This is a genomic window from Microbacterium sp. XT11 (genome assembly GCF_001513675.1).
Taxonomy (GTDB): domain Bacteria; phylum Actinomycetota; class Actinomycetes; order Actinomycetales; family Microbacteriaceae; genus Microbacterium.
Genome location: NZ_CP013859.1, coordinates 2,909,120 through 2,923,901, shown reverse-complemented (window position 1 = coordinate 2,923,901; position 14,782 = coordinate 2,909,120). Strand labels below are relative to the sequence as shown.

Below are 14,782 nucleotides of genomic sequence, written 5' to 3'. Positions count from 1 at the left end.
CGCGCAGATCGTCCACGGACCATGGAGAGAGTCGTGAGAGCGGTGCTCGGCCGGATCGGCGGGCTCGCCGCATCCGTCGTCGTCGTGCTGTGGGGCACGGCGACCCTGGTCTTCCTCGCATTCCGGGTCATACCCGGGGACCCGGTCTCGGTGATGCTCGGTCCGCAAGCACAGGTGGGCGAAGACGTCAAAGACGCGATCAGGGCAGAACTCGGGCTCGATCGGCCCCCGTTCGAGCAGTACGTCACGTTCATCGCGCAACTCGCCCGCGGAGATCTGGGCGAGTCGTATCAGCTGCGGATGCCGGTCGCCGACGTGATCGGACGACAGCTGGGCGCGACTCTGCAGTTGTCCGTGCTCGCACTGGCCATCGCCGTGGTGCTGGCGCTCGCCGTGGCCGTGTTCGTGCGCGACCGCGCGGGCCGCGCCGTCGCGGCCGCCGTCGAACTCGTGGTGCTCTCGTCTCCCGTCTTCTGGATCGGACTCGTGCTGCTCAGCGTGTTCGCGTTCGGCCTGGGGTGGTTCCCGGTATCGGGGGCGCGGAACCCCGCCACCCTCGTGCTCCCGGCGCTCACCCTCGCGCTTCCGGTCGCCGCGCTCCTCAGCCAGGTCCTGCGCGACGGGCTCGTGCAGGCCGAACGTATGCCGTTCGCCGAGACGGTCAGAGCGCGGGGAGCCGGACCGACCTGGTTCGTCCTCCGGCACGGCCTGCGCCACGGCGCCGCGGAGGCCGTCACCTTGGCCGCCTACCTCACCGGGTCGGTGCTCGGGGGAGCGGTTCTCGTCGAGACGGTGTTCGCCCGGCCCGGCCTCGGCCGGGTGACCCTCGCCGCGATCAGCGACCGTGACCTTCCGGTCATCACCGGCGTCATCCTGCTCAGCGCCGTCGTGTTCGTCGTGATCAACGTCGTCGTGGAGCTGCTGCATCCGCTCATCGATCCGCGGCTGCGACGAGCCGGGGCGGCGCTGCGATGAGACGCGCACAGAGCGTTCTCCTGTGGCTGTCGGTCGCGGTGCTCGCGATCGTCGTGGTGGTGGCCGTCGCGCCGGGGCTGTTCGCCACGCACGACCCCCTGCAGACCGACGTCCGCGCAGCACTGCGACCGCCCAGTGCTGCGCACCTCTTCGGCACCGATCAGAGCGGGCGCGACGTGTTCTCCCGGGTCGTCCACGGCGCCGGCCGCTCCCTCGGCATCGGCGTGCTCGCGACCGGCATCGCCCTCGTCGCCGGCCTGCTCATCGGCGCGCTCGCCGGCATCGCCCCCCGCGCCGTCGACCTCACCCTCATGCGCGTCAACGACGTGCTCATGGCCTTCCCGGAGTTCCTCGTGGCACTCGTCGTGGTCGCGGTGCTCGGCCCGGGGCCGGCGAACATCGCGATCGCGGTGACGCTCGCCGCGACTCCGGTGTACGTGCGCCTCGCACGGGTGCAGACCCGCTCACTCGTCATCGCAGAACACGTCGAAGCCGCCCGCATCCTCGGCGTCCCCGCCGTCCCCGCGTTCGTGCGGCACGTCGTGCCCGGCGTGCTGGGGTCGCTCAGCGTGCTGGCCACCATCGGCATCGGCTCGAGCATCCTCGCCGCGGCGGGGCTCAGCTTCCTCGGGCTCGGACCGACGGAGCCCACCCCCGAATGGGGGCTCATGCTCGCGGGGGGACGCAACGTGCTGGGACAGGCATGGTGGGTGGCGGTGTTCCCCGGACTCGCGATCACGGTAACGGTCGTCGCTGCCACCGTCGTCGGGCGGCTGCTCCGAGCGCGCGCAGACGAGGGGCGGGCATGAGCACCGCTCTCGAGGTGCAGGGGCTGCGGGTCGCGTTCGGCGCCCGCACGGTCGTCGACGACGTGTCGTTCACCGTGGAACCGGGCGAGTGCGTCGCGATCGTGGGCGAGTCGGGAGCGGGCAAGTCGCTCACAGCCCGCGCGCTCCTCGGTCTCACGCCGCAGGGGGCCACGGTGCGTGCCGAGAAGCTCATGATCGACGGCGCGAGCGCGGAGTCGCTGTCGGAGCGCGGGTGGCGCGGGCTGCGAGGCGCCCGAGTCGGGCTGGTCTCGCAGGATGCGCTCGTGTCTCTCGACCCCTTGCAGCGCATCGGCACGGAGGTGGCAGAACCGTTGCGGTTGCATGGGCTCCCGGCGGGCGCCGATCAGGTGCACGCGCTGCTGCGGCGGGTGTGGATGCCCGAACCCGAGCGCCGTGCGCGCCAGTACCCGCATCAGCTGTCGGGCGGGCTCAGGCAGCGGGCGTTGATCGCCTCGGCGATCGCCGCCGGGCCGGCCGTGCTCATCGCCGACGAGCCGACGACTGCACTGGATGCGACAGTGCAGGCGCGCATCCTCCGCCTGCTGCGCGAGATCGCAGACAGGGGGACCGCGGTCGTCTTCATCAGCCACGACTTCGCCGCCGTGCGCAGACTGGCAGACCGCGTGGTGGTCATGCGCGACGGCCGTATCGTCGAATCCGGCCCCGTCGGCGAGGTGCTCGCCGCTCCTGCGCACGAGTACACGAGGCAGCTGATCGCCGCGACCATCCACGAGCCTCGCGCCCCCTCTGCCGGTGTGCCCGAGATCCTGCTGACGGCGAGGGGCCTGACGAAGCGCTTCGCGGAGACGACCGCCGTCGTCTCCGCCGACCTCACGCTCGGCGCCGGCCGCACCCTCGGGATCGTCGGGGAGTCGGGCTCGGGCAAGACGACGCTCGCCCGCATGATCGTCGGAGTGGAGCGGCCGGACGAGGGCGAGCTCAGCTGGAGCGGCCGGCCCCGTGTGCAGCTCGTGCACCAGAACCCCCTCGGCGCCTTCGATCCGCGCTGGACCATCGGACGGTCTCTCCGCGAGGCGCTCGCGGCGGGCGGCGTGCCGCGAGCGTCTCGCGCCGACCGCGTCGACGCGCTGCTGGACGAGGTCGGACTCGACCACGACACGGCCCGCCGGCGGCCCCGCGCCCTCTCCGGAGGGCAGCGTCAGCGCGCCGCGATAGCTCGCGCCTTGGCGGCTGACCCTCAGGTGCTCGTGCTCGACGAGCCCGTCTCGGCCCTCGACCCCTCCGTGCGCGAGCGCGTGCTCGCGCTGCTTCGGCGTCTGCAGCGCGACCGCGGCCTCACGATGGTGTTCGTGTCGCATGACCTCGACGTCGTCGGCGCGGTCTCCGACGACGTGCTGGTCATGCAGGAAGGCGCCGTCGTCGAGAGCGGGCCGGTCGCGCGAGTCTTCGCGGAGCCGCGGCACCCCTTCACGCGGGAACTCCTCGCAGCGAGCGTCAGTCCGTGACGAGGATGCCGATCCCCGCTGCGAGCATCGGCGCGAGCTGCTGCACCTGGAAGCTCGTGAGCGTCGCACCGCGCAGGCTGTTCGCGTCGAGATAGCTCACGGCGTCCAGTCCTCGCAGATCGACATCGACCGCCTTCATGCCGCGCGGGTCGACCTCGTCGCAGCGCGTCGCGGTGAATCGCACTCTCGTGAGCTCGGCGAGGGGCATGTCGATGGTGCGGATGCCGCTGTCGACGATCTCGACGTCGAGCAGCGTCGCCCCTGTCAGGTCGACGGTGTCGGCTTCGGCACAGAGCGTGCACTGCTCGAGTGTCGCGTACGCGAGGTCGGCATCGGCATCGAGCCGCAGGCGAGCGGCGAGGAGGTCGGCCCCTCGAGCCGGTCGCGCGTCATCGAGGTGCTCGGGGAGGTCGGGCGGCGAGACGCGCGGCGCGACGGGGGAGTCGGGTGTGCGAGGCATGACGAGATCCCTTCGAGGCTCACCGGCTGAACGAGCCGTCATCCTTGAGCGCGGTGGCGATGAGGGCTCCGAGGAGGTCGAGGAGATACGGGTCGGCATCGACCTCGTACCGCAGCTCCCGCTCCTGCGCAGATCCGGTCAGCACACCGCGGTCCATCGCGAGAGTGCGCAGCTTCACCCGCTCGTGTGGAGCCGCCCGCACGAAGAACATCCCCTCCGCACGGAAGATCACCGTGAAATACGCATCAGGGTCGCCCTCCTCGTACCGGCCGACGCGCAGCGACTCGAGCAGGCCATGCTCGAAGAGCACCTCGATCCGATCCTTGCCGTGATGCCGGAGCGGAGCGGCGCGAGAAGCGAGATCCGCCATCGCGGCGAAGAGGATCCGATCGCACGGCGCGTCGCTGCGCACCTCGTATCGTTCCCCGGCAGCTCCGAACGCCAGCGTCCCGCCGTCGCGGGACAGCGTGACGTCTTCGACCGGCACCAGCTCGGGATCGCCGAACGGCGAGACATCCAGCCACAAGCCTGCACGGCCGTCATGGACCAGCCCCACTCCCGTGACGAGCGCGAGCTCGGGCGTACGGGGCACGTACGTCATCGCGGAGTACTCCGGCGGGTCGATGAGATGCATGCGCGGCTTCCTCCGACTCATGATCCTCTCATGACGCCACATCTCGTGGACCCGTCGTCCTCCGGCATCCGGCATGGCTGCTCGATGACCCGGCGTCCCCGACGCGGCGGGCCGCGTACAATGGACGTCACGAGCGTCGATCCGGCCATCACCGGGGAGCTCTCGGAAGAACACCTCGCGAGAGGTCAGTAGAACCGAGCGGGTCAGGCCCGTCACAGCCGCAGTGAGAGTGGCCCCGCCGGGAGGCGCGGCACGCGGGGTGGTACCGCGGTCCACAGGAACGAGAGGTCCGGGATCGTCCTCGCAACAGCATCCGCCACGACTCCTGCGAGACGACATGACCTATCCCCGCACCTCCGCCTTCGGCCCCGCCGCAGACCAGGCGGCCTCCGTCGCACCGAGCCCTCGCTTCCCCGACATCGAGCGGGAGGTGCTCGAGTTCTGGGAGGCCGATCAGACCTTCCGTGCTTCGATCGAGAACCGTGACGGCGCGGAGGAGTGGGTCTTCTACGACGGTCCGCCGTTCGCCAACGGGCTGCCGCACTACGGGCATCTGCTCACCGGCTACGCCAAGGACCTGTTCCCGCGCTTCCAGACCATGCTCGGCAAGAAGGTCGACCGTGTCTTCGGCTGGGACACGCACGGCCTGCCTGCAGAGCTCGAGGCGATGAAGCAGCTCGGTCTCACCGAGAAGAGCGAGATCGAAGACATGGGCATCGGGGTCTTCAACGAGAAGGCCAAGGCGTCGGTGCTCACCTACACGCGCGAGTGGCAGGACTACGTCACACGGCAGGCCCGCTGGGTCGACTTCGAGCGCGGATACAAGACGCTCGATCTCGGCTACATGGAGAGCGTGCTCTGGGCGTTCAAGACGCTGTACGACAAGGGGCTCGCCTACGAGGGCTACCGCGTGCTCCCGTACTGCTGGCGCGACGAGACGCCGCTGTCGAACCATGAGCTGCGCATGGACGATGACGTCTACCAGGACAGGCAGGACCCGTCGGTCACCGTCTCCTTCCCGCTGACCGGGCCGGATGCCGCCGCGAAGGGCCTCGACGGAGTGCGGGTGCTCGCATGGACGACGACGCCCTGGACGCTGCCGACGAACATGGCGCTCGCCGTGGGACCGGAGATCGCCTACGTCGTCGTGCCGGCCGGTCCGAACGGCGCGGCCGAGGGCGTCGACGGAGCACGGTACCTCCTGGCGCGCGACCTCCTCGGCGGATACGCGAAGGACCTCGGCTACGAGGACGCCGCCTCCGCGACCGAGGCCGTCGAGCGCACGATCACCGGAGCGGAGCTCGGCGGGCTCGCATACGAGCCGCTGTTCGACTACTACGCCGACGTCGACACCTACGGCACGCAGAACGCGTGGCGCGTGCTCGTCGACGACTACGTGACCACGAGCGACGGCACGGGGGTCGTCCACCAGGCTCCCGCCTATGGTGAGGACGACCAGCGGGTCGCCGAGGCCGCAGGCATCCCCACGATCCTCTCGCTCGACGACGGCGGACGTTTCCTCAGCAACGTCACAGATGTCGCGGGGATGCTGTGGATGGAGGCGAACACGCCGATCATCCGCCTGCTGCGAGGCAAGCAGCGCCTGCTCCGCGAACAGAGCTACATGCACTCCTACCCGCACTGCTGGCGGTGCCGGAACCCCCTCATCTACAAGGCGGTCTCGAGCTGGTTCATCCGCGTCACCGACCTCAAGGACCGCCTGCTCGCGAACAACGAGCAGATCACCTGGGTGCCCGAGAACGTCAAGCCCGGCCAGTTCGGCAAGTGGCTCGAGGGCGCCCGCGACTGGTCGATCAGCCGCAACCGCTACTGGGGCTCGCCGATCCCGATCTGGAAGAGCGACGACCCGGAGTACCCGCGCGTGGACGCCTACGGGTCGCTGGAGGAGCTCGAGCGCGATTTCGGCACGCTGCCGCGCAACGCCGAGGGCGAGATCGACCTGCACCGCCCGTACATCGACGAGCTCACCCGGCCGAACCCCGACGACCCCACAGGGAAGTCCACGATGCGACGCATCGAGGACGTCTTCGACGTGTGGTTCGACTCCGGATCGATGCCCTACGCGCAGGTGCACTACCCGTTCGAGAACCAGGAGTGGTTCGACACGCATGCGCCTGCGGACTTCATCGTCGAGTACATCGGACAGACGCGCGGCTGGTTCTACGTCATGCACGTGCTGTCGACCGCCCTGTTCGACCGTCCCGCGTTCACGGGTGTGAGCTGCCACGGCATCGTGCTGGGCAGCGACGGCTACAAGATGTCGAAGTCGCTGCGCAACTACCCTGATGTCAGCGAGGTCTTCGACCGCGACGGCTCCGACGCGATGCGCTGGTTCCTCATGTCGAGCTCCGTGCTGCGCGGCGGCAACCTCAGCGTCACGGAGGAGGGCATCCGCGCGGGCGTGCGGGAGTTCCTGCTGCCGCTGTGGAACTCGTGGTACTTCTTCGCCACCTACGCCAACGCGGCGAAGGAAGGCGGCTACGAGGCCTCGTGGCGCACCGACTCCGCCGATGTGCTCGACCGGTACATCCTCGCGCGGCTCGGCGACCTCGTCCGCGAGGTCCGCGCCGACCTCGAGGGCCTGGACTCGACCACGGCACCCGCCCGCCTGCGGGACTTCGCCGAGATCCTCACGAACTGGTACATCCGCCGTTCGCGCGACCGGTTCTGGGAGGGCACCGACACCTCGGCGTTCGACACGCTCTACACGGTGCTCGAGACGCTGTGCCGCGTGGCGGCGCCGCTGGTGCCGCTCGTGAGCGAGCGCGTCTGGCAGGGGCTCACCGGCGGCCGGAGCGTGCACCTGCAGGATTGGCCGGACGCCGACGCCTTCCCGGCGGCGGACGAGATCCGCGATGCGATGGACGCCGTGCGCGAGCTGTCGAGCGTCGGCAACGCGCTGCGCAAGAAGGAGAAGCTGCGCGTGCGGCTCCCGCTCGCGCGGTTCACGGTGGTCTCGCCCGTGGCGGCCGCGCTGGGCCAGTTCGAGGACATCCTCCGCGAGGAGCTCAACGTCAAGGAGGTCGAGCTCGTCGAGCTCACCGAGACCACCGCGGCGGACTACGGCATCGACCATCGTCTCAGCATCAACGCGCGCGCGGCAGGGCCGCGCCTCGGCAAGGACGTGCAGAAGGCCATCCAGGCGGCCCGCACAGGGGACTGGACCGAGGTCGACGGGGTCGTGACCGCTGGGGGGATCGCCCTCGAGCCCGGAGAGTACGAGCTGGTGCTCGAGACCACGGGCCGTCCAGAGGGTGAGGCGCTCGCGATCGTGCCCAGTGGCGGCTTCGTGCTGCTCGACACGGCAACGACCCCCGAGCTCGAGGCCGAGGGGCTGGCCCGAGACGTCATCCGGGCCGTGCAGGACACTCGCAAGAACGCCGGCTTCGACGTCAGCGACCGCATCCGCCTCGACCTGCGGTTCTCGAGCGAGGAGGACGCGGCTGCCGTGGAGCTGGTGTTCGACGCAGCGAACGTGGCAGGGGAGACCCTCGCCGTCGAGCACGCCGTGCATCGCAGCGATGCCGAGCTTCCGGTTGCCGAGCACACGGCGGTGATCCCTGCGGGAACGTACGCCAACCGAGACGATTTCACGGTCGCGGTCAGCAGGATCGGAGCAGCATCATGAGCGACGACTTCGACCCGGAACAGCGCCGGCGTGCGGATGCCGTCTACGAGACGCTGCTCGCGCGGGCAGGGGAGCGCTGGGTGCAGCCCAGGAAGGAGCGCGTCGCGCGCATCCTGGCGTTCCTCGATGACCCGCAGAAGACCTATCGCGTCGTGCACATCACTGGCACGAACGGGAAGACGTCGACCGCGCGCATCATCGAGAGCCTGCTGCGCGCGCACGACCTGCGCACCGGTCTGTTCACGAGCCCTCATCTGGAGCGGTTCACCGAGCGGATCATGATCGACGGGGAGCCGATCTCCGACGCCGCGGTGGCCGACGCATGGGACGAGATCGAGCCCTTCGTCGGGATCGTCGACGCAGAACTGCAGTCGGCAGGAGAGGAGCCGCTGACCTTCTTCGAGCTGCTCACCGTGCTGGCCTTCGTCGCCGTAGCCGATGCGCCGGTCGACGTACTCGTGCTCGAGGTCGGCATGGGCGGCGAGTGGGATTCCACGAACACGGCAGACGGAGACGTCGCCGTGTTCGCGCCCATCGACATCGACCACGCCGACCGGCTCGGCAGCACGATTGCGGAGATCGCCACGGTCAAGGCCGGGATCATCAAGGACGGCGCCGCCGTCGTCTCGGCGCAGCAGCCCGCCGAGGCCGCGGAGGTGCTCCGCCGCGTCGCCGCCGAGAAGAACGCGACCATCGCGTTCGAGGGTGAGGACTTCGGCCTTGCGGATCAGAAGCTCGCGGTCGGCGGGCAGCTGATCACGATCCGCGGTCTCGCGGGGGAGTACGTGGAGGAGTACCTGCCCCTCTACGGCGCTCACCAGGGGCACAACGCCGCACTCGCCGTGGCTGCGGTCGAGTCGCTGATCGGCGGAGCGAGCCAGGCGGTCGCAGGCGACGTCATGTCGGAGGGCCTGCAGGCGGCGACCTCTCCTGGTCGTCTCCAGCTCATCGGCATCGCGCCCACCGTGATCGTGGACGCCGCGCACAATCCGCACGGGGCGGCGGCACTGGCGCAGGCGATGGGCGACAGCTTCGACTTCGACGAGTGGGGCGTCGTGCTCGGCGTCCTCGCCGACAAAGATGCGGCCGGCATCGTCGCGCGGCTCGCTCCCGTCGCGGCTCACGTCTTCGCCACGGCCCCCGACTCCGACCGTGCCAGCGACGCGGATGCCATCGCCGACCTCGTCGAGGCCGCTGGCCACAGGGCCACGGTGCATCCGACGCTGGCGGATGCCGCAGACGCCGCGCGCGAATGGGCCGCGGCATCCGACCGCCGCGCGGTGGTGATCGCGGGCTCCGTCGTGCTGGCAGGGGAGGCGATCGCGATGTCGGATGAGGAGGACTGGAAGTCGGGGTGGCGCGCGTGAGCGCCGCGGCGGCGCGGGCTCGCGCTCCCCGACCGGCGCGCACGCTCGTTCAGAAACTGGCGCCGATCGTGCTCGGCTTCGAGTCCATCGTCGTGTTCCTCGCCGGGCTGACCGTCTTCGGTCTCAAGGCGCTCCCCGACGGTATCGAGCAGTGGTGGGGCATCGTCGGAGGAGCCGTCGTCGCGCTGGCGTGCCTCGCGGTCGCCGGCATGATCACCGCGCCGTGGGCCATCACCGCGGGGTGGGTGATCCAGGCGATCATCGCGCTGTCGGCCTTCCTCGTTCCGGCGATCCTGCTCGTCGTGCTGATTTTCGGCGGCATGTGGGCGTATGCGACGATCATGGGGGCCCGGTTGGACGCGCGACGCCCGGCCGAGCCGCAGGTTCCGACTCAGACAGAGAGTGAATGACATGGCCACCGAAGAAACCCTCGTCCTCGTCAAGCCCGACGGCGTGGCCCGCGGCCTGACCGGCGCGATCCTCGCGCGCATCGAGGCGAAGGGCTACGCCCTCGTCGACATCCGCCTGGTCGAGCCCGACCGTGACCGCCTCGCCGCCCACTACGCCGAACACGAGGGCAAGCCCTTCTACGAGCCGCTGCTCGAGTTCATGATGTCGGGGCCTTCTGTCGCCATCCGCCTGGCGGGGAACCGGGTCATCGAGGGCTTCCGGTCTCTCGCGGGCACCACCGACCCGACGTCGGCGGCGCCCGGAACGATCCGCGGCGACTACGGTCGCGACTGGGGTCTGAAGGTCCAGCAGAACCTCGTGCACGGGTCGGACAGTCCCGAGTCGGCAGCACGCGAGCTGAGCATCTGGTTCGACTGAGCCGGATCGGACGAAGGCCCTCCCGCTCTCGCGGGAGGGCCTTCGTCGTCGCAGAGGCCGGAGTGCCGCCGCATGCGGCCGTGCGCGCTGTGCGGTGCGCACGGAGCGGCGCCGCAGGCTGCGGAGCGGTGCGGCGTCAGAAGAAGAGCCGCGACACCTCGCCGATCACGTCTATGCCGTAGCTCTGCGCCATCACGACGATGACGGCGAACGTGAGGATCGTGGCCAGCGGAACCCAGGCCATCATGCGCCGCGCACGATCCTGTGCCTTCGCCGAGGAAGTGAAGGTGCCGTTCCGAATGAGCTGGAGCGTCGTGGCATAGAAGGTCGGGATCGTGACAGCCCAGGTGACCATGCACCACGGGCAGAGCACGACCAGGTCGTAGATGCTCTGCGAGATGAGCCAGCAGACGAATCCGAAGGCGAACGTGATGCCTGCGCCGAAGAGGGCCCAGAACCATCGGGGGAACCGGGCACCCGCGAGCAGGGCGACGCCGACGACGAGCGGGGCCATCCAGCCCGTCAGGCCAAGGATCGGGTTGGGGAAGCCGAACACCGACCCCTGCCAGGACTCGAGATTCTTGCCGCACTGGATGAACGCGCTGAAGTCGCAGCTCAGCGCTGTGTCGGGCTTCTCGAGCAGCGCGAACTTCTCGACGGTGAGCTGGAATGCTGCGAACCACCCCACGATGCTCGCGATGATCAGCCAGACGGCGTAGACGGTGGGGCGGGTGCGCTGCTCGCTCATATGTGGATTATCACAGCGATTGCTATGGGCGTGACGTGAGGCGCGGGCCCGGCGCGGCGCGAACACGGTGCCGTTCCGGTGAACGGATGCCGCGAACGGGCACGCGAGGTGCGATAATGGCGTGTGATGCATCGCTCGGCACCTGCCGCGGCACGCATCGACGCAGACTTCGGGGCCGTATGCCCCACGTGACCAGAGCCGAGAGCCGGTTGCACGCCGAGTGAGTTCGCGGCACCAGCGGGTGCCGCATGAGATTTCGCGGAGCACGAGATGCCCCGCGCGAGGAGTACGCCAGAGATGGCTGATGACAACAATGACTACGACGCCCCTACCCTCGATTTCCCTGCGGATGCCGACGCGCCCGCAGAGGTGACGGCTGGCCGAGACGACGAGGCAGCCGGCGCGCCGTCGCAGGAGGCGCGGTCGAGCGAGGAACCGCTGGGCGATTCGCCGGCCGACACCGCCGGGACCGAGCCTGCTGAGGTCGAGGCTGCTGAAGCTGACGCCAGTGCGACTGAGCCTGCCGAGGCCGAGTCGACCGAGGCTGAGCCCGCCGAAGCTGAGCCCGCCGAGGCCCCGTCGACCGAGGACGAGCGTGCCGGGGTGGAGGCTGACGCGGATGGTGCGGATGCCGCCCCCGCCCAGCCGGTGGCCGAGACGGTGACTCCGGAGGCGGCGACTCCCGAGTCGGGGACTCCCGAGGTCTCCGAGCCCGAGCCGCCCGCACCGGTGACGGCCGTGTCGCTGGGGCTGCTGCCCGAGGTCTTCGTCTCGCGGGTGTCCACCCAGCTGCACTTCTACGCACCGGAGATCGTGCCGCTCCCCGCACGCCCCGGCCGCGACCGAGACGTCGCCCGTGACCAGGAGGAGCCGGCATCCGGCCGTCGCGGTCGGCGCCGCCGGGGCGGCTCCGATTCCGATGATGAGCGCTCCGAGCCGCGCCAGCGGCAGCGCGTCGTCGAGTACATCACCGAGCCGAAGGCCATCAAGGGCTCAACGCGTCTCGAGGCGAAGAAGCAGCGCCGACGCGACGGGCGTGACGCCGGGCGCCGTCGTCCCGTCGTGACCGAGGCCGAGTTCCTCGCGCGCCGCGAGTCCGTCGACCGCAAGATGGTCGTGCGCTCCAAGAACGGCCGTACCCAGATCGGCGTGCTCGAAGACGGCGTGCTCGTGGAGCACTACGTCGCCCGTAACCAGGATGCGTCGCTGATCGGCAACGTCTACCTCGGTCGCGTGCAGAACGTGCTGCCGAGCATGGAGGCCGCGTTCGTGGACATCGGGCGCGGACGCAACGCCGTGCTGTACTCCGGCGAGGTGGACTGGGACGGCGTGGAGACCGGCAACCAGCCCCGTCGCATCGAGCTGGCGCTCAAGCCGGGGGACCGTGTGCTCGTGCAGGTCACGAAGGACCCGGTCGGCCACAAGGGCGCGCGGCTGACGAGCCAGATCTCCCTCCCCGGCCGCTACCTCGTGTACGTTCCCGGCGGATCGATGAACGGCATCAGCCGGAAGCTCCCCGACAACGAGCGTGCGCGGCTCAAACGGATCCTCAAGGAGGTGCTGCCCGAGTCGTCCGGCGTCATCGTCCGCACAGCGGCGGAGGGGGCAACCGAGGAGCAGCTGACGCGTGACGTGCAGCGGCTCACGACCCAGTGGGAGCACATCCAGAAGCAGGTCGAGACGCAGCAGGCGCCCGCGCTCCTGCACGCCGAGCCGGATCTGCTGGTCAAGATCGTCCGTGACGTCTTCAACGAGGACTTCGGCAAGATGCTCATCCAGGGCGAGGATGCGCAGCGCACCATCACGGCCTACCTCGAGAGCGTCGCTCCCGACCTGCTCGAGCGCGTCGAGCCGTACACGGACGAGGTGGACCCCTTCGACGCCTTCCGCATCACCGAACAGATCGAGAAGGCGCTCGATCGCAAGGTCTGGCTGCCGTCTGGCGGTTCGCTCGTCATCGACCGCACCGAGGCGATGACCGTGGTCGACGTCAACACCGGCAAGTTCGTCGGTTCGGGCGGCAATCTCGAGGAGACGGTCACCAAGAACAATCTCGAAGCCGCGGAGGAGATCGTCCGGCAGCTGCGTCTGCGTGACATCGGCGGCATCATCGTCGTCGACTTCATCGACATGGTGCTGGAATCCAACCGTGACCTCGTGCTGCGCCGGCTCATCGAGTGCCTGAGCCGCGACCGCACGAAGCACCAGGTCGCCGAGGTCACCTCGCTCGGCCTCGTGCAGATGACGCGCAAGAAGCTCGGGCTCGGTCTGCTCGAGACGTTCAGTGAGGCATGCGAGGTCTGCGCAGGGCGCGGGGTGATCGTGCACCACGACCCCGTGATCAAGCACCGCTCCTCGTCGAACGGGAACTCTTCGTCGAACCGTCGCCAGCGCGGCGGGAACGGGCAGAGCCAGAGCTCTCAGCCGGTGGCGGGCACGACACACGTCATCCCAGAGGGTGCGAAGACGGCACTGGCGCAGATCGCCGCCTCGACCATCGCACCACCGGCCGAAGGGCAGCAGGAGGTCGTCACGGTCACCGTGCAGACCGAGTCGATCGTCCCCGAGCGCGCGAAGAAGTCCCGCAAGAAGCGGGGGAGCGAGCGCAAGGGGCCGAAGACCCCGGCCGAACAGCTGCTCGACTCCGTTCTCGACGCGCTGCCGGAGCCGAAGGCACCGGGTCAGGGCCGCGCGCGACGCAGGGTGACCACGGCGGCGCTGACCGGCACGCCGATCTCCGTGAACACGGAGACGTCAGCGCCGATCACGAGCGGGGATGCGCAGGCCTGAGGCGATCAGGCGGCGCACCAGCTCCTTGCCGTCGACGCGCTCGGCGCCTGCGGAGACCAGCCGGGGGACCAGTTCCTCCGGCACGTCGTAATGGTCGAGGTCGAAGGCTCGCGCCGGCACCTCGTTGGCGCGCGCGAAGGCGTGCAGCTCGTCGAGACTCGCATCGCTCACCAGGTGCGCCCAGAGGCGTCCGTGGGCGGGCCAGCGTGGGTCGTCGACGAGCACGGTCATGTCGCCAGCCTAGGGCCGGACACGCGCCTCCGGACGTTTTGCGCCGCGCCTAGGCATCCGGTAAAGTAGTCCCTTGGTGCGTAGGCCGCATCGACCTCGCCGGTCGGAGCGGAAAGTCTTGTATTCGCACCCGTCGCTCCGCGACGCACGCAAGCAACAGTCTTCCCGTGAGATTCTCGGAGCCTCGCGCTCCCCAACGAAACAGGTATGAAGTGGTTTACGCAGTAGTGCGCGCCGGTGGGCGGCAGGAGAAGGTCGAGGTCGGCACGATCGTTCAGCTCGACCGTGTTCAGGCTGCCCAGGGCGAGAAGATCGAGCTGCCCGCAGTGCTGCTCGTCGACGGCGCCACGGTGACCACCGACGCTGACAAGCTGGCGAAGGTCAAGGTCACCGCCGAGGTCATCGGCAACCTCCGCGGCCCGAAGATCGTCATCCAGAAGTACAAGAACAAGACCGGCTACAAGAAGCGTCAGGGCCACCGCCAGGAGCTCACGCGCGTCAAGATCACCGGCATCAAGTAAGACCCGAGGAGACAGGTCATGGCACACAAAAAGGGCGCGAGCTCGACCCGCAACGGTCGTGACTCCAACGCACAGCGACTCGGCGTCAAGCGCTTCGGCGGCCAGCAGGTCCTCGCCGGCGAGATCATCGTCCGCCAGCGTGGCACTCACTTCCACCCCGGCGTGAACGTCGGCCGTGGTGGCGACGACACGCTGTTCGCTCTGGCCGCGGGTGCGGTGCAGTTCGGCGCGAAGGGCGGCCGCAAGGTCGTCAACATCGTCGCCGCTGCGGAGTGACCGCAGC

General features: G+C 69.5%; 14 protein-coding genes. 10 read left to right on the top strand and 4 right to left on the bottom strand.

Annotated elements, in window-relative coordinates; all coding sequences use genetic code 11:
- The first annotated feature begins 33 nt into the window (after positions 1–33).
- From AB663_RS13900 to AB663_RS13890, 3 genes are read left to right on the top strand one after another with little or no spacing between them, the layout of a single operon-like run.
- Positions 34–975: an ABC transporter permease gene (locus AB663_RS13900; RefSeq protein WP_232304554.1), complete on the top strand. Its 942-nt coding sequence runs from the start codon at positions 34–36 to the stop codon at positions 973–975.
- A complete protein-coding gene (locus AB663_RS13895) occupies positions 972–1,784 on the top strand; it encodes an ABC transporter permease (RefSeq protein WP_067200392.1) in 813 nt (270 codons plus the stop codon). The genes AB663_RS13900 and AB663_RS13895 overlap by 4 nt, the downstream gene beginning before the upstream one ends.
- Positions 1,781–3,271, top strand: a complete 1,491-nt coding sequence (locus AB663_RS13890) for an ATP-binding cassette domain-containing protein (RefSeq protein WP_067200387.1) — start codon at positions 1,781–1,783, stop codon at positions 3,269–3,271. The genes AB663_RS13895 and AB663_RS13890 overlap by 4 nt, the downstream gene beginning before the upstream one ends.
- On the opposite strand, the gene AB663_RS13885 is transcribed toward AB663_RS13890, so the two are convergent.
- Both AB663_RS13885 and AB663_RS13880 read right to left on the bottom strand, forming a co-directional pair.
- Entirely contained in the window at positions 3,261–3,731 is a 471-nt protein-coding gene (locus tag AB663_RS13885; protein ID WP_067200381.1) for a hypothetical protein, read from the bottom strand. The genes AB663_RS13890 and AB663_RS13885 overlap by 11 nt on opposite strands.
- A gap of 19 nt (positions 3,732–3,750) precedes the next feature.
- Complete coding sequence (locus tag AB663_RS13880) at positions 3,751–4,365, bottom strand: hypothetical protein (RefSeq protein WP_067200378.1); 615 nt, start codon at positions 4,363–4,365, stop codon at positions 3,751–3,753.
- A 337-nt stretch (positions 4,366–4,702) separates the two neighbouring features.
- On the opposite strand from AB663_RS13880, the gene ileS reads away from it, so the two are divergent.
- Genes ileS through ndk form a run of 4 tightly spaced genes read left to right on the top strand, consistent with a single transcriptional unit; the run spans position 4,703 to position 10,209 of the window.
- Positions 4,703–8,014: an isoleucine--tRNA ligase gene (gene ileS / locus AB663_RS13875; protein WP_067200376.1), complete on the top strand. Its 3,312-nt coding sequence runs from the start codon at positions 4,703–4,705 to the stop codon at positions 8,012–8,014.
- Positions 8,011–9,381 carry a bifunctional folylpolyglutamate synthase/dihydrofolate synthase gene (locus AB663_RS13870; RefSeq protein WP_067200373.1) on the top strand — a complete coding sequence of 457 codons (1,371 nt, stop codon included), beginning with the start codon at positions 8,011–8,013 and terminating at the stop codon, positions 9,379–9,381. Before ileS ends, AB663_RS13870 begins: the two co-directional genes overlap by 4 nt.
- Positions 9,378–9,791, top strand: coding sequence for a DUF4233 domain-containing protein (locus AB663_RS13865; RefSeq protein WP_232304553.1), 414 nt, complete (start codon positions 9,378–9,380; stop codon positions 9,789–9,791). The genes AB663_RS13870 and AB663_RS13865 overlap by 4 nt, the downstream gene beginning before the upstream one ends.
- A gap of 1 nt (position 9,792) precedes the next feature.
- Positions 9,793–10,209 carry a nucleoside-diphosphate kinase gene (gene ndk / locus AB663_RS13860; protein ID WP_067200367.1) on the top strand — a complete coding sequence of 139 codons (417 nt, stop codon included), beginning with the start codon at positions 9,793–9,795 and terminating at the stop codon, positions 10,207–10,209.
- Between the two features lie 136 nt (positions 10,210–10,345).
- Here ndk and AB663_RS13855 read toward each other — a convergent pair whose 3' ends face one another.
- Positions 10,346–10,957 (bottom strand): vitamin K epoxide reductase family protein, encoded by a 612-nt coding sequence (locus tag AB663_RS13855; protein WP_067200364.1) that lies wholly within the window; start codon positions 10,955–10,957, stop codon positions 10,346–10,348.
- A 297-nt stretch (positions 10,958–11,254) separates the two neighbouring features.
- On the opposite strand from AB663_RS13855, the gene AB663_RS13850 reads away from it, so the two are divergent.
- A complete protein-coding gene (locus AB663_RS13850; protein WP_067200361.1) occupies positions 11,255–13,747 on the top strand; it encodes an Rne/Rng family ribonuclease in 2,493 nt (830 codons plus the stop codon).
- Here AB663_RS13850 and AB663_RS13845 read toward each other — a convergent pair.
- On the bottom strand, positions 13,712–13,978 hold the full coding sequence (locus AB663_RS13845; protein WP_067200360.1) for a DUF4031 domain-containing protein: 267 nt from the start codon (positions 13,976–13,978) through the stop codon (positions 13,712–13,714). The genes AB663_RS13850 and AB663_RS13845 overlap by 36 nt on opposite strands.
- Before the next feature lie 212 nt (positions 13,979–14,190).
- On the opposite strand from AB663_RS13845, the gene rplU reads away from it, so the two are divergent.
- Together rplU and rpmA are read left to right on the top strand one after the other, a co-directional pair.
- The gene (gene rplU, locus AB663_RS13840; RefSeq protein ID WP_067200357.1) at positions 14,191–14,499 is read left to right on the top strand and encodes a 50S ribosomal protein L21; all 309 of its coding nucleotides are present in this window, start codon (positions 14,191–14,193) and stop codon (positions 14,497–14,499) included.
- 18 nt (positions 14,500–14,517) lie between these two features.
- The gene (gene rpmA, locus AB663_RS13835; RefSeq protein WP_028501603.1) at positions 14,518–14,775 is read left to right on the top strand and encodes a 50S ribosomal protein L27; all 258 of its coding nucleotides are present in this window, start codon (positions 14,518–14,520) and stop codon (positions 14,773–14,775) included.
- Positions 14,776–14,782 lie beyond the last annotated feature (7 nt).